The sequence below is a fragment of the Kitasatospora sp. NPDC051914 genome (assembly GCF_040680995.1).
Classification (GTDB): Bacteria; Actinomycetota; Actinomycetes; order Streptomycetales; family Streptomycetaceae; genus Kitasatospora.
This window is the reverse complement of sequence record NZ_JBFAXX010000019.1, coordinates 48719-67062: the sequence shown is the minus strand read 5'-3', so window position 1 is coordinate 67062 and position 18344 is coordinate 48719. Positions and strand designations below refer to the sequence as shown.

16 protein-coding genes are annotated in these 18344 nt (G+C 74.0%); 9 read left to right on the top strand and 7 right to left on the bottom strand.

Going from position 1 to position 18344, the window contains the following annotated elements:
• Positions 1-69: 69 nt before the first annotated feature.
• Entirely contained in the window at positions 70-1674 is a 1605-nt protein-coding gene (locus tag AB0M03_RS14815; protein ID WP_363491856.1) for a LuxR C-terminal-related transcriptional regulator, read from the bottom strand.
• Between the two features lie 117 nt (positions 1675-1791).
• On the opposite strand from AB0M03_RS14815, the gene AB0M03_RS14810 reads away from it, so the two are divergent.
• Complete coding sequence (locus AB0M03_RS14810) at positions 1792-3150, top strand: DUF6350 family protein (RefSeq protein WP_363491855.1); 1359 nt, start codon at positions 1792-1794, stop codon at positions 3148-3150.
• A 111-nt stretch (positions 3151-3261) separates the two neighbouring features.
• Here AB0M03_RS14810 and AB0M03_RS14805 read toward each other — a convergent pair whose 3' ends face one another.
• Positions 3262-3972 carry a hypothetical protein gene (locus AB0M03_RS14805; RefSeq protein WP_363491854.1) on the bottom strand — a complete coding sequence of 237 codons (711 nt, stop codon included), beginning with the start codon at positions 3970-3972 and terminating at the stop codon, positions 3262-3264.
• Between the two features lie 431 nt (positions 3973-4403).
• Here AB0M03_RS14805 and purN point away from each other — a divergent pair, with 431 nt between their 5' ends.
• Together purN and purH are read left to right on the top strand one after the other, a co-directional pair.
• A complete protein-coding gene (gene purN / locus AB0M03_RS14800; RefSeq protein ID WP_363491853.1) occupies positions 4404-5063 on the top strand; it encodes a phosphoribosylglycinamide formyltransferase in 660 nt (219 codons plus the stop codon).
• The gene (gene purH / locus AB0M03_RS14795) at positions 5060-6640 is read left to right on the top strand and encodes a bifunctional phosphoribosylaminoimidazolecarboxamide formyltransferase/IMP cyclohydrolase (protein ID WP_363491852.1); all 1581 of its coding nucleotides are present in this window, start codon (positions 5060-5062) and stop codon (positions 6638-6640) included. The genes purN and purH overlap by 4 nt, the downstream gene beginning before the upstream one ends.
• Before the next feature lie 71 nt (positions 6641-6711).
• Here purH and AB0M03_RS14790 read toward each other — a convergent pair whose 3' ends face one another.
• From AB0M03_RS14790 to AB0M03_RS14780, 3 genes are all read right to left on the bottom strand, one after another.
• Positions 6712-7377, bottom strand: coding sequence for an RDD family protein (locus AB0M03_RS14790; RefSeq protein ID WP_363491851.1), 666 nt, complete (start codon positions 7375-7377; stop codon positions 6712-6714).
• Positions 7378-7507: 130 nt separating this feature from the next.
• Complete coding sequence (locus AB0M03_RS14785) at positions 7508-7942, bottom strand: DUF2752 domain-containing protein (protein ID WP_363491850.1); 435 nt, start codon at positions 7940-7942, stop codon at positions 7508-7510.
• On the bottom strand, positions 7939-8340 hold the full coding sequence (locus AB0M03_RS14780; protein WP_363491849.1) for a hypothetical protein: 402 nt from the start codon (positions 8338-8340) through the stop codon (positions 7939-7941). The genes AB0M03_RS14785 and AB0M03_RS14780 overlap by 4 nt, the downstream gene beginning before the upstream one ends.
• A gap of 314 nt (positions 8341-8654) precedes the next feature.
• On the opposite strand from AB0M03_RS14780, the gene AB0M03_RS14775 reads away from it, so the two are divergent.
• The 6 genes from AB0M03_RS14775 (at position 8655) to AB0M03_RS14750 (ending at position 14168) form a co-directional block, all read left to right on the top strand.
• The gene (locus AB0M03_RS14775) at positions 8655-9509 is read left to right on the top strand and encodes a bifunctional methylenetetrahydrofolate dehydrogenase/methenyltetrahydrofolate cyclohydrolase (protein ID WP_363491848.1); all 855 of its coding nucleotides are present in this window, start codon (positions 8655-8657) and stop codon (positions 9507-9509) included.
• Positions 9510-9514: 5 nt separating this feature from the next.
• Positions 9515-9928 (top strand): DUF3017 domain-containing protein, encoded by a 414-nt coding sequence (locus tag AB0M03_RS14770; RefSeq protein ID WP_363491847.1) that lies wholly within the window; start codon positions 9515-9517, stop codon positions 9926-9928.
• Between the two features lie 215 nt (positions 9929-10143).
• The gene (locus AB0M03_RS14765) at positions 10144-11136 is read left to right on the top strand and encodes a malate dehydrogenase (protein WP_363491845.1); all 993 of its coding nucleotides are present in this window, start codon (positions 10144-10146) and stop codon (positions 11134-11136) included.
• Positions 11137-11208: 72 nt separating this feature from the next.
• The gene (locus AB0M03_RS14760) at positions 11209-12522 is read left to right on the top strand and encodes a hemolysin family protein (RefSeq protein ID WP_363491844.1); all 1314 of its coding nucleotides are present in this window, start codon (positions 11209-11211) and stop codon (positions 12520-12522) included.
• A gap of 30 nt (positions 12523-12552) precedes the next feature.
• A complete protein-coding gene (trpS, locus tag AB0M03_RS14755; RefSeq protein WP_363491843.1) occupies positions 12553-13590 on the top strand; it encodes a tryptophan--tRNA ligase in 1038 nt (345 codons plus the stop codon).
• Entirely contained in the window at positions 13590-14168 is a 579-nt protein-coding gene (locus AB0M03_RS14750) for a 2'-5' RNA ligase family protein (protein WP_363491842.1), read from the top strand. Before trpS ends, AB0M03_RS14750 begins: the two co-directional genes overlap by 1 nt.
• A gap of 22 nt (positions 14169-14190) precedes the next feature.
• On the opposite strand, the gene AB0M03_RS14745 is transcribed toward AB0M03_RS14750, so the two are convergent.
• On the bottom strand, positions 14191-15654 hold the full coding sequence (locus AB0M03_RS14745; RefSeq protein ID WP_363491841.1) for a hypothetical protein: 1464 nt from the start codon (positions 15652-15654) through the stop codon (positions 14191-14193).
• A gap of 68 nt (positions 15655-15722) precedes the next feature.
• Positions 15723-18188: a CDP-glycerol glycerophosphotransferase family protein gene (locus AB0M03_RS14740; protein ID WP_363491840.1), complete on the bottom strand. Its 2466-nt coding sequence runs from the start codon at positions 18186-18188 to the stop codon at positions 15723-15725.
• Between the last annotated feature and the right edge of the window lie 156 nt (positions 18189-18344).

Here is an 18344-nt window from a genome sequence, read left to right as displayed (position 1 = left end):
CCGGCAGACGCCACGCGCGAGGGCGCCGCGGACATCCGTCCGCGGCGCCCTCGCCGTTTCCTCCGCACCTCAGGGCAGAAGCTGCGGCACCTCGGCGGGCCCGAGCGTCGGGCAGGGCCAGAGCGGCGCGCAGGGGACGGACACCACCAGCGCCCGGTCCGAACCGCCCTGTTCCGGAACGGGGGCGCCATCGGCCGTCGGGCCGCCCCCCGCGGGCTGTTCCGCCGGCCCGGACGGGGTGTCGCCGGCGCCGTGCAGGGCGGCGGCGGGCCAAGCGCTCGCCCGCGGCGCCGCCGGGTTGCACCAGGGGCTCCGCAGCCCCGGTTCGCGCCCCGGTGCGGCCGGGCCCGCGCTGCCGGTGCCGAAGGACGAGCACACCTCCGGCGGCGGGGCCACCGCCGCGGGCCGGGGCTTGGCGGCGACCGGCGCGTCCGACTGCAGGGAGACCACCAGTGCGGCCACCATCGCGCCGCCCATCGCCAGCGTGAGCAGCGCCGCCGCACCGGTGACCGCATGGGCCCGCCGGCGCGCCCCGACCACCAGCAGCCCCGGCGAGGGCCGCCGCGGGGACGGGCAGGCCCGCACCGCGGCCCCGTGCAGGAGCGCGCCGAGTTCCGGGCCGAAACCCGGTGCCCACGGGTCGGTGCCCACCACCTCCGGCACCGCCCGGGCCAGCTCCTCGCGTGCCGCCCGCACCCGCCCCTCGGCGGCCGCCGTGCTGGACTCCACCTCCACCGCCACGGCCTCCGCCGGCAGCCCGACCGCGTCGTGCAGGACGACCGCCCGGCGCTGCGGCCGGGTCAGCCGGTGCATCGCCGTCAGCAGCGCCTTGTCCTGCGGAGTGGGCCGGCCTTCGACCGCCCGGCGCCGGTTCCGTTCCTTCCGCACCTTGATCGCCCGGTGCGGCAGGTGGTGCGCGCGGGCCCGCCGCGGGCCGCCCCGGCGCCACGGCGACAGCGCCGATTCGAACGCCGCAGCCCGGACGAAGCCCTCCGGGTCGGCCAGCGCCGCCACCTCCTCCCACCGCAGCGCCGCTGCCCCCAGGGCGATCCGGACGCTGTGCAGGGCCCGGTGCTGCGAGCCGGTGACCAGGTAGGTCTGCTGCACAAGCCGGGTGTGGACATCGGCGCTGAAGGCCGCGAAATCCGTGTGACGGTGCATTGGTGCGGAGGGTTCGGGCGCGGCAGGTTCGGGCGCGGCAGGTTCCGCTGCGGCGGCCGGCGGCGGACCGGGCTCCGGGCCGGTGGCGGGCTCCGTTGCAGCGGCCGGCGGCGGACCGGGCCCCTGGACGGGCGCTGCGGCGGCCCCCTGCGGCCGGTCGGCGCTGCCCTCCGCACCCAGCAGGGCGGCCAGCCGGGCGGCCTCGGCGCGCGAGCCGACGCCGAGTTTGCGCATCGCCCGGGTCAGGTGGGTCCGGGCGGTGGCGGGGGAGATGCCGAGGGCGGCGGCGATGGCCCGGTCGTCCTCGCCCGCCGCCAGCCGGGCGACGACCTGTGCCTCACGCGGGGTCAGCCGCCGCAGCAGCCGGGCCGCCTCCTCCCCGGCACGTGCCGAGGGGGCCCCGGCCGCCGGGGGAGTGCCGTCGGCCGGGGGCGCGTCGGCCGCCGGGGGAACGTCGCTGGTCGGGCCCGTGGGTTCGTCCCCGGCCCGGTCGGCCTTCGAAGGTGCGGTCACCGGAGATCCTCACGGCGACAGCAGGGTCGAATAAGGCACATAAGCAAATAATCCGGGACACGGCGAAGCTTTGCCGCTTCACGGGGCGCAACGGGTGATCTTGGGAGCATGTGGCCCATGACGCAGTTGATGGGCCGTCCGATCCTGGCCCTGCCCGAGGACCTGGGCAGTCGCTCCCCGTTCGCCGACCTCCTCGCCGGCGCCCGTACGGCCCTCCTCGCACTCTCCGTGATCGCCGTCCCCGTCCTCGGCCTGTGGGTTCTCACGCCGTACGCGGACGTCACCGCCCGCGGTGCACTGCGGCTCTCCTGCGCCCTCTGGCTGCTCGGCCACGGCGCCCCGCTCACCCGAGGCCCCGGCGGGGCACCGCTCACCCTCACCCCACTGCTGCTCACGGCCGTCAGCCTCGCGCTGCTCCGCCGGGCCGGCGCCCGGGCGGCGGCCCGCACCCCGCAGGGGTCCGGCGCCTGGCGGTCCGTGCTGTCGCTCGGCGCCGGCTACCTCGCCGTCGCCGCCCTCGCCGTCGCCGAGTGCAGCGGCACGGAGGCGGTCCTGCAGGCCGAACCGCTGACCGACCTCCCGGCCGTCGCCGCGGTCGCCGCCGCGGGCCTCGCCTGGGGCCGCTGGAGCGCGCACGGCACGACACGGCCCGCGCTCCCGGCGGCCGTCGCCGACCGGCTCCGGCGCTGGGAGACGGCCGAGTGGGCACCGCCCGCCGGAGCCGCCGCCGTCCTGCGCCGCACCGCCGGTGCCTGGCTGCTCGGACTGCTCGCCGCCGGCGGACTGCTCCTCACCGCGGCCGTGGCACTCGGCACCGCCGGACGTTCCGCGACCGGCCTGGCGGACGGCCCGGCCGGCATCCTCGGGCTCCTCCTGGCCTGCACCCTGCTGCTGCCGAACGCCCTGCTGTGGGCCGCCGCCTACGGCCTGGGACCGGGCTTCGCCGTCGGCACCGGCACCACCGTGTCGCCGCTCGGCACGCAGCTGGGCGCGGTGCCCGAGTTCCCGCTGTTCGCCCTGCTGCCGACCGGCTCCCCGGGGATCGCCTGGCAGGCCGTCCTCGGTGCCCTCCCGCTGCTGGCCGGTGCGGTGCCGGCCCTGCTGCTCGGCCGCGCCGCGGCGGGCCGCAGCACCGCCCGGCCCTGGCCCCCGGCCGCGGTCGCCGTGGTCGCCCTCGCCGCCGTCCTGGCCACCGCCGCAGCGGCCGGCGCAGCCGCCTGGCTGGCCGGCGGGGCACTCGCCGCCGGACGCATGTCCACCCTCGGCCCCGTCCCCTGGCGGGTCGCCCTCACCGCCGCAGGCTGGTCCGCCCTCGTCGTCCCGCCCGGCGCCCTGCTGACCCGCTGGACCCTCTCCCGCACCGCCCCGCGCCCCCGGGCCGCCGCCACCGTCCGCCTCCGCACCGCACAGCTACGGGCCACGCTCCACCGCCTGGTCACCCGCCTCGCCGCCCACCCCCGACCCACCGGCGACTGACCCACCCGCCCCCGGGGTCGCGGGGAACTGCGCGCAGCGGAAGGACCGGCGCCGCAGCCCCTGCTGCCCCGTACAGCCCCGCCTCCGCCGGGCACGCCTCCCCGGAGGGGGTCAGCGGTTGCCGGGGTTGGTGATCTGCGTGATGACGTCCGGGGCGAGGTCATTGCAGCTCTGCGACGCCTCCGTGGTCAGGGCGTCGTTGATGCAGGTCACGTAGTCGTGGTAGTAGAGCTGGAAGCCGAAGATGCTCAGCGTGAAGATCACGGCCACGCCGCCGGTGAGCAGGCCGCCGAGCGCCGCCGGCACCTGCGGGCGGGTCGGCTGCGGCTGTGCCCAGCCGCCGATCCGTGCCGTGCCCAGGGCGTGCGGATTGCCGCCGGAGGCCTCACCCGGCGCACCTGCGGCACCCACTGCACCCGCCGCGGCCGTGGCACGCCCGCTCCGCAGGGCACTGACCCCCCAGTACGCGGCGAGCGCGCCGAGCAGCAGGGCGAGGTACTGCATCCCGACGACCGAGCAGAACAGCCCGGCCATGCCGGCACTCAGCGCGTAGCGGGCACGCCGGTGGACCGGGTCGGTCGGGTCGAAGCGCGGCTGCGGCGGCTCGGACCAGCCGCCGCGGTAGCCGGGGCTCCACGGGTGCGGCGGCGGCACCTGGGGCCGCTCGTCCGGGTCGTCCCGGTCACCGCGGTTGTCGCGGTCGCCGCCGCCCTGGCCCGCCGGGGGGTGGGGGTGAGAGCGGGGCCGCCACGGCCGGTCGGGGGCATCCGCCGGCGGCGGCGCGAACGGGTTGCGCTCGCCGGTGTCGTCTCCGCTGCTCATCGTGTCAGCCATTCCTTCTCGTCCGGGGGCGTCGGACCGCTCCGGAGCGGTCCGCGCCTCCAATGATCCCGCAGGCCGATCCGGGCGCGGAGCCGCCCTGCCGGTCCGCCTCCGGAGCCGTACCACGGGCCCGCACTGCACACCTGCACGACCGCGCCGCCTGCCCCGTCCGGCGGGGCCCATGCGCACCGCGGCACCGCAGGGCGAGATCCGTGTCTCAACTACGCGCGTAGCGTGGTCCGCCGGTGACAGAACGCCTTCGACCAGCCGTTATCGTGGTGACGGTCAGCAGTCCACAACGGTTCCCGGGGTCCCGCAGCGCAGCGGCGACACCCCGCGGTGCCGTCCCAGGCTCGACCTGCCGCCGCCCGTAGTGGCCCCACCGACGGTGGACGTACCAGCGGGCGACACGACATACGGAGAATCGCGCAGTGGCCGCCGCTTCCGCCCAAGTCTTCCCGCCGCGTACGCCCGGACCGGCCCGTCTGGTGGTCCTGGTCTCGGGATCGGGCACCAATCTGCAGGCGCTGATCGACGCGGTTCAGGACCCGGCCTACGGCGCCGAGATCCTCGCCGTGGGTGCGGACCGCACCGACATCGCCGGCCTGAAGCGGGCCGAGGCCGCGGGCATCCCGACCTTCGTCCACCGCATCGCGGACCACGCCGACCGGGCCGCCTGGGACGCCGCGCTGACCGCCTCGGTCGCCGGGTACGAGCCCGACCTGGTGGTCACCGCGGGCTTCATGAAGATCCTCGGTCCGGAGTTCGTCGGCGCCTTCGCCGGCCGGATCGTCAACACCCATCCCGCCTTGCTGCCGTCCTTCCCCGGCGCGCACGGCGTGCCGGACGCCCTCGCCCACGGCGTGAAGGTCACCGGCTGCACCGTCCACCTGGTCGACGCCGGCGTGGACACCGGGCCGATCATCGCGCAGGGCGTCGTGGAGGTCCTCGACGCCGACCATGCCGATGGCGGCGAAGCGCTGCACGAGCGCATCAAGACTGTCGAGCGCAAGCTGCTCGTCGAGGTCGTGGGCCGGCTGGCCCGCGAAGGCCACCGCATCGAAGACCGAAAGGTATGGATTCCGGCATGAGCGCCGCCCACAGCACGCCCCCCGTCTCCGAGAACGTACGCCCGATCCGCCGCGCGCTGATCAGCGTCTACGACAAGACCGGACTGGAGGAGCTGGCCCAGGGCCTGCACGCCGCCGGGGTCGCCATCGTGTCCACCGGCTCCACCGCGGGCCGGATCGCCGCGGCCGGCGTGCCGGTGACCGAGGTCTCCGAGCTGACCGGCTTCCCGGAGTGCCTGGACGGCCGGGTCAAGACCCTGCACCCGCGCGTGCACGCCGGCGTCCTCGCCGACCTGCGCCTGGAGTCGCACCGCGAGCAGCTGGCCGAGCTGGGTGTCGAGCCCTTCGACCTGGTCGTGGTGAACCTCTACCCGTTCAAGGCGACGGTCGCCTCCGGTGCCACCCCGGACGAGTGCGTCGAGCAGATCGACATCGGCGGCCCGTCGATGGTCCGCGCCGCGGCCAAGAACCACCCCTCCGTCGCGGTCGTGGTCGACCCGGCCCGCTACGACGACGTGCTCGCCGCGGTCAAGGGCGGCGGCTTCGACCTGCTGACCCGCAAGCGCCTGGCCGGCGCGGCCTTCGCGCACACCGCCGCCTACGACGTGGCCGTGGCCTCCTGGTTCGAGGGGTCCGGCTACACGGAGTCGGAGGAGGCCTTCCCGGCGTTCCTCGGCTCCACCTGGGACCGCCAGAACGTGCTCCGCTACGGCGAGAACCCGCACCAGCAGGCGGCGCTCTACACCGACGGCACCGGCGGCCTCGCGGGCGCCGAGCAGCTGCACGGCAAGGAGATGTCCTACAACAACTACATGGACACCGACGCCGCGCGCCGCGCCGCGTACGACCACGCCGAGCCGGCCGTCGCGATCATCAAGCACGCCAACCCGTGCGGCATCGCCGTCGGTGCGGACGCCGCCGAGGCGCACCGCAAGGCGCACGCCTGCGACCCGGTCTCCGCGTACGGCGGCGTGATCGCGGTGAACCGCCCGGTCTCCGTCGAGCTGGCCGAGCAGATCGCCCCGATCTTCACCGAGGTCGTCGTCGCCCCCGGCTACGAGGACGGCGCCCTCGAGGTGCTGACCAAGAAGAAGAACCTGCGCGTGCTGCGCGCCCCCGAGGCGCCCGCCGACGCGCTGGAGGTCCGCCGGATCAGCGGCGGCGTCCTGCTGCAGCAGGTCGACAAGGTGGACGCGGCCGGTGACGACCCGTCGACCTGGACGCTGGCCACCGGCGAGGCGCTCTCCGAGGCGGAGCTCGCCGAGCTGTCCTTCGCCTGGCGGGCCTGCCGGGCCGTCAAGTCCAACGCGATCCTGCTGGCCAAGGACGGCGCCTCGGTCGGCGTCGGCATGGGCCAGGTCAACCGGGTGGACTCCTGCAAGCTCGCGGTCGAGCGGGCCGGCGACCGCGCCCAGGGCTCGTACGCCGCCTCCGACGCGTTCTTCCCGTTCGCGGACGGCCTGGAGATCCTGGTCGCCGCCGGCGTGAAGGCCGTCGTGCAGCCCGGCGGTTCGATCCGCGACGAAGAGGTGGTCGCGGCCGCCGCCAAGGCCGGCGTCACGATGTACCTGACCGGCACCCGGCACTTCTTCCACTGATCCCGACGCCGAAGGCCCCCGCACTCCGAGGAGTGCGGGGGCCTTCGGCGTTGCGGTCGGCGGGAGGCCGATCACTGGGACTTGACGACCACCGAGCTCATGATCTTGTCGGCGAAGGTCTGCTTCTTGGCGTCCCACAGCGGCCACAGGAAGCCGATGCAGCAGGCGAACTCGTCGAGCACGTGGCACAGGCGGCGGACGAAGGCCATGCCGAAACCCAGCGGCTGGCCGTCGGCCTCGCGGACGACCCGGATGTTGACCATCTTCTTGCCCGGGGTCTGGCCGGTGGTGCCCTCGCGGTGGATCAGCCACAGGCCGCCCGCGATCGCCAGCAGCCAGCCGATGCCCATGATGGCCAGGCCGACACCGGAGATGCCGCCGCCGGAGCAGCTGTAGGTGTAGGTGGTCGGGTCGGTGGTGCACTTCGCCGTGGAGGCACCGACCACGCCACCGATGGTGTAGAAGACGCCGCTGGGCACACCGACGATCAGGCCGTCGATGAGGGTCGCGGCGACCCGCGAACCCCAGCCCGCGTAGAACTGCTGCACCTGGCCGGCGTGGCCGTAAACGGGCTGCTGCGGGATGCCGTAACCGGCCTGCGGGGCGCCGTAGCCGGGGGCCGGCTGCTGCGGGTAGCCGTAGCCGGGGGCCGGCGGCGGGGCCTGCTGCGGGTAGCCGTAGCCGGGCGGCGGGGGCTGCTGGCTGTACGGGTTGTTGGGGTCGGGCGGGTAGCTCATCAATGCCTCCGGGCAGGATGGGACGTGGGGCGGACAGGAAGACCCTTGGGGCGGACAGGCGGTTGACGTGCCGACCGCAGGGGACACTAGCGGAAGATCCTGACAGCGCCGGACCGGCGCCGGCCAGGGGTCAAGGGCGGTACACGCCAAGGCGGTTGAGCTGCCACGCCCAGGATGCCGCCAGGGCCGCCAGAATCAGCGCGTTGCGCCGGCTGTTGGTCAGCTGCCACCACCAGCGGCCCGGGCCGAGCGGGGCGACCAGCAGGCCGACCGCCACCGCCACGGTGACCGGATTGGCGGCCAGCGCGGCCACCCAGTTGCCGTGCCCGGCCTCGATGAAGACCGTGGTGCTGCCACAGCCCGGGCAGGGGATGCCGGTGAAGCGGCGCAGCAGGCAGAGCACACCGGGGTCGTGGGCGTCGTGCAGCTGGGCGACCGCCACGGCGGCAACGGCGCCGCCCGCCCCGCGCAGCAGCACCCGCATCAGCGCACCCGACACCGTGTCGGCGGTGCGCCGCCAACGGGTCGTCAGTGCGCCTGCGAACGAGGGCGCGGGGACGGTCACGGCTGGACGCTGAAGTAGAAGACCACGATCGCGATGGAGATCAGCACCGCGAGGACGTTCAGCACGATCCCGCCGATCGCCGCGTTGCGGCCGACCCCCGTCTGGTTCGACTTGTTCAGGCCCGAGATGCCGACGCCGAGGCCGACCAGGCCGAGGAACCCGCCGTAGAAACACGACGTCAGAATGCCGATGAAGCCCAGTACCACGGACGCGGTGGCCGCCGAGTTGGCCTGGATCACCACCGGCCCCGGGGCTGCGTAGGGCTGCGGCTGCTGCGGGTAGCCGTACCCGGGCTGCTGCGGCTGCTGGTACTGCGGTGCGCCGTACCCGGGCGTGCCGTAGGGCTGCTGCGGCTGGCCGTAGCCGCCGTACGGGTCCGGCTGGTACGGATTGCTCACTGTGGTCTTCCCCCGACGATCGTCCCCCGTGTCCCCGACGGCCTGTCACCAGAACGCGGGCAGCAGAATTTGCTCCGGGTCATGGTGGTCGTTACCACGGGGCGCTGTCCAGCCGCGACCGGCCCGCGGACACAAATGTGGCACAACCGCAACCCGGGCCGCACGCTCCGTGCGCGGCTCCGCGACAGTCCGTGCGGCACCGGCCGGGCGCGCCGTACAGGGGCGTGCAAGGCGGCGTGCGCCGGTGTGGCCGCGCCCCCGGCAGGCCGCGGCCCGCGGCGCGGCCGCCGGCGCCGATCCGGGAGAATGGGGCCATGACTGCCCAGATTCTCGATGGCAAGGCCACCGCGGCCGCGATCAAGTCCGAACTCGCCGTCCGTGTGGCGGCCCTCAAGGAGCGGGGCATCGTCCCCGGCCTCGGCACCGTCCTGGTCGGCGACGACCCGGGCAGCCGCTGGTACGTCAACGGCAAGCACAAGGACTGCGCCGAGGTCGGCATCGCCTCCATCCAGCGCGAACTGCCCGCCACCGCGACCCAGCAGGACGTCGAGGACGTCGTCCGCGAGCTCAACGCCGACCCGGCCTGCACCGGCTACATCGTGCAGCTGCCGCTGCCCAAGGGACTCGACCCCAACCCCGTCCTGGAGCTGATGGACCCGGACAAGGACGCCGACGGCCTGCACCCCACCTCGCTCGGCCGCCTGGCGCTCGGCATCCAGGGCCCGCTGCCGTGCACCCCGCTCGGCATCGTCGAGCTGCTCCGCCGCCACCAGGTCGAGATCAACGGCGCCGAGGTTGTCGTGCTCGGCCGCGGTGTCACCGTCGGCCGCTCCATCGGCCTGCTGCTGACCCGCAAGAGCGAGAACGCCACCGTCACCCTCTGCCACACCGGTACCCGGGACCTCGGCTACCACCTGCGCAAGGCCGACATCGTGATCGCCGCCGCCGGTGTGCCGCACCTGGTCAAGCCGGAGGACGTCAAGCCCGGCGCGGCCGTGCTCGACGTCGGCGTCAGCCGCAGCGAGGGCAAGATCGTCGGCGACGTGCACCCCGGCGTGGCCGAGGTCGCGGGCTGGATCTCCCCGAATCCGGGCGGCGTCGGCCCGATGACCCGCGCCATGCTGCTCAACAACATCGTCGAGGCGGCCGAGCGCCGCGCCGACCACTGATTCCGATGGCAGTCGTACGGGCCCCCCGCTCCCGGCGCAGGCCGCTGAAGACCACCGGCACCCTGCCGCCGGAGGGCTCGGCGGCGGCGCTCGGCCGCGGCCACTCGCTGCCGGCGCGCCAGTGGCCGATAAGCCTGGTGCTGGCGGTGGCCGGTCTCGGCATCCTCGTGACCTGGGCCGCCGACTTCAAGATCGGTCTGCTGATCGTCGGCGCCTCGCTGCTGCTCGGCGCGGCCCTGCGGGCCGCCCTGCCGGAGGTCGGCATGCTGGCGGTGCGCAGCAGGTTCACCGACGTCGGCGTGCTGGCCTTCCTCGGCGGGGTGATCGTCCTGCTGACACTGGTGGCGCAGCCCGACCCCTGGCTGCACCTCGCATGGCTGGACGACATCGGGCGGCTGGTCGGCCGGCCCAGGCACTGACCGGTGCGGCCCGGCGGCGGCGCGCGGGCGGACACCCGCGCCCGCGCCGCCGGCGGGCCGCGCGCTGTGTGACGCATCAGCCACGCCCGCTAGGCGGCATAGGCTTGCCTTTGCGATAACCTGACGCAGGTCTCTCGATATCGAGAGATCATCCTCGGCTCCAGTGCGCCGACGACGTGCCTGGGGCACCTGGCGATTTGCTGGAGAAGGTAGAAATGACTCGCACCCCCGTCAACGTCACCGTTACCGGAGCTGCCGGCCAGATCGGCTACGCGCTGCTCTTCCGCATCGCCTCGGGTCACCTGCTCGGTGCCGACGTTCCGGTGAACCTCCGACTCCTGGAGATCCCGCAGGGCCTCAAGGCCGCCGAGGGCGTCGCCATGGAGCTCGACGACTGCGCCTTCCCGCTGCTGCGCGACATCACCATCACCGACCAGGCCGCCACCGCCTTCGACGGCGCCAACGTGGGCCTGCTCGTGGGCGCCCGCCCGCGCACCGCCGGCATGGAGCGCGGCGACCTGCTGCAGGCCAACGGCGGCATCTTCGGCCCGCAGGGCAAGGCCATCAACGACCACGCCGCGGACGACATCAAGGTCCTGGTCGTCGGCAACCCGGCCAACACCAACGCCCTCATCGCCCAGCGCAACGCCCCGGACGTCCCGGCCGAGCGCTTCACCGCGATGACCCGCCTCGACCACAACCGCGCCGTCGCCCAGCTCGCGAAGAAGGCCGGCGTCACCGTCGAGGACGTCAAGAAGGTCACCATCTGGGGCAACCACTCCGCCACCCAGTACCCCGACCTCTTCCACGCCGAGATCGCCGGCAAGAGCGGCTTCGAGGCCACCGGCTCCGACCAGGCCTGGGTCCAGGACTTCTTCATCCCGAAGGTCGCCAAGCGCGGCGCCGAGATCATCGAGGTCCGCGGCGCGTCCTCGGCCGCCTCGGCCGCCAACGCCGCCATCGACCACGTGTACACCTGGGTCAACGGCACCCCGGCCGGCGACTGGACCTCCATGGGCATCGTCTCCGACGGATCCTACGGCGTGCCGGAGGGCCTGATCTCCTCCTTCCCGGTCACCACCAAGGACGGCAAGTTCGAGATCGTCCAGGGCCTGGACCTCTCCGACTTCGACCGCGCCCGCATCGACGCCTCCGTCAAGGAGCTCGCCGAGGAGCGCGACGCCGTCGCCGAGCTCGGCCTCATCTGAGACCGGTCTCCCCGAGACTGACGCACGGCCGGGTGCCCCTGGGGCGCCCGGCCGTCCTTCTACACTCCTGTCGTGACCGAAAACCTCGAGGACGCCGCGCTCGTCCTCGTCTTCATCATGCTGGGCGGTCTGTTCAACGTCGCCGAGATCTCGCTGATCTCGCTGCGCGAGGGCCAGATCCGCGCACTGGAGGCGGCCGGCACGCGCCGCGCGGCCCGGGCGGCCCACCTCGCGGCCGACCCCAACCGCTTCCTCGCCGCCGTCCAGGTCGGCGTCACCTGCATGGGCTTCCTCTCCGCCGCCTTCGGCGCGGACACCCTGGCCGGCAAGGTCGCCCCGCTCTTCGTCGACCTCGGCCTCTCCGAGGGGCTCTCCGACACCGTCGCCCTGGTCGGCCTCACCCTGGCCATCAGCTACGCCTCCCTGGTGCTCGGCGAACTGACGCCCAAGCGGATCGGCCTGCAGCGCGCCGACTCCATCGCCGTGCTCGCCGCCCCCGTCGTCGACGTCATGTCGGTGGTGCTGCGCCCGGTCATCTGGCTGCTCGGCCACTCCACCAACCTGATGGTCCGACTGTGCGGCGGAGACCCGTCGGCCGGCCGCGGCTCGATGAGCTCCGAGGAGCTGCGCGGCCTGGTCGCCGCCAACACCGAGCTCGGCAGCGACGAGCGCGCCCTGATCAACGACGTCTTCGCGGCCGGCGAGCGGCAGCTGCGCGAGGTGATGAAGCCGCGCACCGAGGTCACCTTCCTGGACGCCGAGCGCCTGGTCTCGGAGGTCCGCCCGGAGACCGACTCCGCCCCGCACTCGCGCTACCCCGTGGTCGAGGGCTCCTACGACGCGGTCACCGGCTTCGTCCACGTCCGTGACCTGTACGGGGCGCGCGGCGCCAAGGCGGTGCGGGTGCGCGACCTCACCCGGCCGGTCAAGCTGCTGCCCGCCACCAAGCGGGTGCTGGAGGCGATGGGCGAGATGCGCCGCGAGGGCCACCACCTGGCCATCGTGGTCGACGAGTACGGCGGCACCGCCGGCATCGTCACCCTGGAGGACCTCGTCGAGGAGGTCATCGGCGAGATCCGCGACGAGTACGACGCCCTGGACACCACCGCCACCCGGCGCCTGGCCGGCGGCGGCGTGGAGCTCGACGGCCTGCTCAACCTGGCCGACTTCGCCGACGAGACCGGCGTCGCACTGCCCGAGGGCCCCTACGAGACGGTGGCCGGCTACCTCGTCCGGGAGCTCGGCCGGCTGCCCGAGAGCGGTGACGCGGTCACCACCGAGGACGGGGTCCGGCTGACCGTCGCCAAGCTGGACGGGCGGCGGATCGAACGTGTCCGGGTGAGTGCGGTCACACTGTCGGAACCTCCAGGGGCAGATGTTTCCTGAGCGGTCGGTGAAACTGGAACAATGGCCGACATGGTCAACGCAGCGGTCGCAGGTCCGGTCAAGGACCGTCCCCGGGTGCTCTCCGGCATCCAGCCCACCTCGGGCTCGTTCCACCTCGGCAACTACCTGGGCGCCGTCCAGCAGTGGGTCGCCCTGCAGGAGGCCAACGACGCCTTCTACATGGTGGTCGACCTGCACGCGATCACCGTCGAGCAGGACCCGGCCCAGCTCCGCGAGAACACCCGGATCTCCGCGGCCCAGCTGCTCGGCGCCGGCCTCGACCCGGAGCGCTGCACCCTGTTCGTCCAGTCCCACGTGCCCGAGCACGCGCAGCTCGGCTGGGTGATGAACTGCCTCACCGGCTTCGGCGAGGCCTCCCGGATGACGCAGTTCAAGGACAAGTCCGCCAAGCAGGGCAGCGACCGCACCACGGTCGGCCTGTTCACCTATCCGATCCTGCAGATCGCCGACATCCTGCTCTACCAGGCCGACCTCGTGCCGGTCGGCGAGGACCAGCGCCAGCACCTGGAGCTCACCCGGGACCTCGCGGAGCGCTTCAACACCCGCTACAGCCCCACCTTCACGGTGCCGAAGCCGCACATCCTCAAGGAGACCGCCAAGATCCTGGACCTCCAGGACCCGTCGGCCAAGATGAGCAAGTCGGCCTCCTCCGCCAAGGGCCTGGTCAACCTGCTCGACGACGCCAAGGTCAGCGCCAAGAAGTTCAAGAGCGCCGTCACCGACACCGGCACCGTCGTCTCCTACGACGAGGAGGAGAAGCCCGGCGTCTCCAACCTGCTGCGCATCCACTCCGCGCTCAGCGGGCAGTCGATCGAGCAGCTGGTCGCGCACTTCGAGGGCAAGATGTACGGCGCCCTCAAGACCGAACTGGCCGAGCTCTTCACCGAGTGGGTGACACCCTTCCAGGCCCGCACCAGGGCCTACCTGGAGGACCCGGCCGAGCTGGACCGCGTCCTCGGCCTCGGCGCCGAGAAGGCCCGCGAGGTGGCGTCCGAGACGCTCGCCACCGTGTACGACCGCATCGGCTTCCTGGCGCCCAAGCGCTGATGCCGCCGACCGCCGGAGCAGTGCCCGACGGCGGCGGTCTCCGGGAGCCCGAGGAGCTCCCGGAGACCGTCACCATCGGCGTGTCGATATCGGTGCCGGAGCCCTGGGGCTCGGCGATCCAGGACGCCCGCGCGGGCCACGGCGACCCGCGCGCCCGGTCCATACCCACCCACGTCACCCTGCTGCCGCCGACCGAGGTGCCGGCCGCCCGGCTGCCGGAGATCGAGGCGCACCTGCGCGCGGTCGCGGCCGTGCACCGGCCGTTCCCGATGCTGCTGCTGGGCAGCGGCACCTTCCGGCCGGTCTCCCCGGTGGTGTTCGTCCGCGTCGAGGGCGGCGCCCAGGAGTGCCGCGGGCTGGAGGCGGACGTCCGCTCCGGGCCGCTCGCCCGCGAGCTCGCCTTCCCGTACCACCCGCACGTCACGGTGGCGCACGGCCTGCCCGACGACATCCTTGACGAGGCGTTCGAGAAGGCGCGCGGCTTCAACGCGGCGTTCACGGTGCCCGGCTTCGGGCTCTCCCGCTTCGGCCCGGACGAGGTCTGGCGGCCCTGGCGCGACTACACCTTCGGCGGGTAGCCGCGCCGGGGCGCCGCCCCGGTCAGCCCTTCCGGTCCCGGCCCGCCCTGCGGGCCGGGACCAGCGCCAGGCAGAACGCGCCGATGAACATCGGGCCGACCATGTACCGGTACAGCGGGGCCGGGTTGGCCGCCAGGACCGTCAGCTGGAAGCCGACCATGACGCCGGTCAGCGCCAGTGCCGACCGCATCCGCCGGCCGCGGGCGAACACCAGCAGCGCCGCGTACCCGATGTAGCACCAGGTCGCGCCGCGGAACAGCAGCCAGTCGAGCTGCTTGACCTTGGCGGCGGTGTACCAGAACTCGGCCAGGTGACGGAGCTTGTACGACACCGGGTTGCTGTACAGCGCGAAGCGGTTGGGGTTGGAGGCCATCGGGCTGCCCGGCGGTGCGACGCCGTACAGCTCCTTCGGCGTGGGCGCCGGGCTGGCGATCCAGGTGTAGGCGGCCCGGTCGGCCGGGCCGGGGAACGGCGACCAGGCGATGTGGCCGCGGCAGATCCGTGCGTTCAGGACCAGGTCGGGGCGCTTCTTCGCGACCTTCGTCCAGATCCGCATCAGCCGGTCGTTGACCCGCTCCGCGGCCGGCCGGTCGAAGTTCCAGGCGAGCACCAGCTGGTCCGACACGTAGCAGTTGCTGCCGCCCCTGGTCCAGTCGGCCAACGGGGTGACCTGGGCCATCACGGCCTTGTCCGACGCGCTGAAGAGGCCCGGCTCGGAGGCGTACGCCACCGCGACGTCGTGGTAGTTCAGCGAGTAGACCGAGCTCTTGGCCGGCTGCTTGATGCCCAGCGACGGGTAGACCACCAGCTGGAGGACGAGCGACAGGCCCACCGCGAACAGCGTCAGCACGGTCAGGCGGACCCGGCGGCCGCGGATCCCCACGGCCAGCGCCAGGCCGGCGATCAGCGCCACGCCCAGGCCGTTGTTGCGGAACAGGCCCATGCCGACCAGGGCCGCCGCCAGCACCCACCAGTCCGCCCGGGTCGCGCGGCGGGAGACCAGCCGCGCACCGGCCGCGAAGGCGAGCACCGAGCACAGCGTGAACGGCACGTCCTTCCAGATGTAGACGACGAACGCACCGGTCGGCGGCGCCATCGCCAGCAGCAGCGCGATCGGCGCCGTCCAGCGGGCCCGCGCACCGAGGCCCTTCAGGGCCACACAGGTGTACGCCATCACCGCCGACGCCAGGAAGGTCTGGGCGAGGGTCAGCACGGCGAGCTTGCCCGGCACGTGCAGGGCGAGCCAGACCAGCACGTTGTAGGCCACCGAGTGCTCGGAGCTCCAGTAGCCGGTGGTCACCTGCGAGACGTAGGCCGCCGAGTCGTAGCTGGTCAGGCCCGGGTAGAAGGCGGCCCACCAGAGCAGCAGCACGGCCTCCACGCCGACGCCGACGTACAGCGGCAGCCGCCACCGGGCCGGGACGCGCCGGGCGTGCCTGGCGTGCTCCCAGTCCTCGGCCGTGGGGTCGTCGAGAAGTGCGGTCATCGGTCTGCCTCAGGGTCGGGCGGGGACGTGGTGGCCCACCTTATCGGTGGAACCGAACTCCCGATCGGTCACGGTCGCCGTGCGAGGTCGAGCATCCGGTCCACCACCCGGGCGGCGGCACCGCCGTCGTCCAGACGGCAGTGGGTGGCGCGGAACCGCTCGTACGCCGCGGCGTGCGCCCTGGTGAGCTCGGCCGGGCCGGCCAGGTCGCGCAGCGCCGCGACCACCTCGTCCGAGGTCGGGATCAGCGGCCCGGGGGCCTCCGCCTCGAAGTCGAAGTAGAAGCCGCGCAGGGTGTCCCGGTAGTGCTCCAGGTCGTAGGTGAAGAAGAGGATCGGCCGGCCGGTGATGGCGAAGTCGAACATGATCGACGAGTAGTCGGTGACCAGCACGTCCGCGGCGAGCAGCAGCTCCTGCACGTCCGGGTAGTCGCCGACGTCGTACAGGAAGCCGTCCCCGGCACCCGGCAGCGGCTCGCGGACGTGGGCGTGCGGCCGCACCAGGAGCACGTGGTCCTCGCCGAGGGCGGCCCGGACGGCGTCCGTGTCGAGCCGCAGGCCCAGCTCGAAGCCGTCGCCGTTGGCGCGCTGCTGGTCCTCCCGCCAGGTCGGCGCGTACAGCACGATCCGCTTCCCGTCGGGGATGCCCAGCCGCTGCCGGACGGCCTGCCCGCCCTCGCCGACGGCCAGCACGTCGTTGCGCGGGTAGCCGGACTCCAGGACCTCGCCCTCGTACCGGAACGCCCGCCGCAGGATCGGCGTCGCGAACGCGCTGGGGGAGACCAGCAGGCTCCACTGCGGCACCTCGCGGGCCAGCGTCTCCAGGTAGCCGTGGTCGGCCAGCCAGTCGTTCTCCACGTCGTGCGCTATCCGCTTCAGCAGCGAGCCGTGCCAGGTCTGCACGACCACCTGCCCGGGGCGGCGCTCGAGGAAGTCGGGGAAGTGCGTGTTGCCGACCAGGTAGCGGCTGGTGGCCAGCGCCTCGTACCACTCGGCGCTGTGCGAGCGGACGGCCCGGGCGCCGGGCGGCACCGCGGCCTGCGCGTCGTCCACCACCCACAGGTGCTCCAGCCCGGCGCCGCGCCGCACCAGTTCGGCGTGGACGGCCTTCGGGGAGTCCGCGTAGCCGCGGCCGCCGAAGACGTCGTACAGCACGGTCTCGCGCAGCGGCAGCTCCCGGGCCGCCCGGTAGCCGGTGGTGCGCAGCCGCTCCTGGGCGTAGGCGCTGCGTTCGGCCGCCGGTATCACCGGCGTCGAGTCGACCAGCAGGGTGTTGTGCCAGCGGCGCTGCAGCACGATGCGCTTGTCGCCGTCGGTCCGTATCTCGGTGGGCAGGTCGTCCAGCACGGCGGGGGCGAGCATCAGCGACTGCTCGGCGGACGCGTCGCCGACCGGGCGGAGCCACAGCTCCCACACGCCCTGGCGGAGCGGGTGCGCGACTCCGTCGGAGGCGGTGACGACGGCCGGCACCCGGACGCCCGTCCGCTCGGCCCGCGCGACGGGGCGGCGCACCTCGCCGGTGCCGTTGGAGTGCCGCAGCACGAGCTCCAGCGGCCCGTCGCCGGGCAGCAGGGCGTGCACGCCCAGGTCGAAGCCGTCGCCGTCCGCGGCGACGGAGTCCACCAGCACGCCGCCGCCCTGCACGCACAGCTGCAGGTGGCCGTCGGCGAGCTGCTTGACGTGCAGGACGCGGTCGGTGCCGGGCAGCCGGTGCAGGCCGGACACCGGGCCCCCGCGCTCGTCGAGGACGACGCGCAGGCGACCGCCGTCCGGCAGCGCGAACTCGGCGTCCCAGTGCTCCAGGCCCTCGGCCCCGCGGCCGTCCGCGGTGAGCGGGGCGAGCGGCAGGTCGACGGCGAATCCGGAACCGTCGGCGCCGACCGGGTGGTCCAGCAGCGCCTCGGACTGCCGGTGGCGCAGCCGCAGCACGGCGCCCTCCGGCAGGTCGCCCCGCCCGGACAGGTGCAGGACGCCGCCGTCCGCGGTGAGGCCGGTGATCCGGGCACGCACCTGCTCGACCCGCAGCCGCAGCCCCTGGTCGGTGGCGAAGTACGGGACGATCCGCACGTCGTGGTCGACCCAGCGCAGTGTCGGGTACTCGCCCGAGCCGCACCAGTGCGGGGCGAGCGCGCCGGTGTGCCGGCGCAGGCCCGCCACCAGGGTGGCGCCGATCCGCCAGACGCCCTTCTTCCAGCCCCCGCCCGACCGCAGCCGCTCCAGGTCGAGGACGGCGGTGAAACCCGACCAGTCGTGGTTGAAGCGGGTCTGGCCGCTCTCGTCGGTCGCCTCGGGGAGGTGCACCCGGCGGGTGCGCAGCAGGACCGGACGGGCCCGCCCGCCCGGCTTCGCGGTGAGCGTGGTGAGCCCGGCGGAGAGGCGGCCCGTGTCGCGGTCGCCGGGGTGGGCGAAGCCGGTGATCTCCAGTCCGCGCTCCGTCCAGCGGACGGCACGGGCCCCGAAGACGGCGGGTTCGGGCTCGGCGGGGTTCGCCGCCTCCGGGGAGGAGACGACGGCGGGCACGGTGGCGGTGGGCATCGGGGGCGGCTCTCCGAGGTGCTGGCGGCCGGGTGGCCGGCTGTCCCCGTCGTGTCGCTGGGGGAGGGCCGGGGGAGCGGCGACGACACTGGCGTGAACTGCGGACGCCATCTCACACCGGGTCCGACGCACAGGTCAACCGCCCGACCCTGGGAG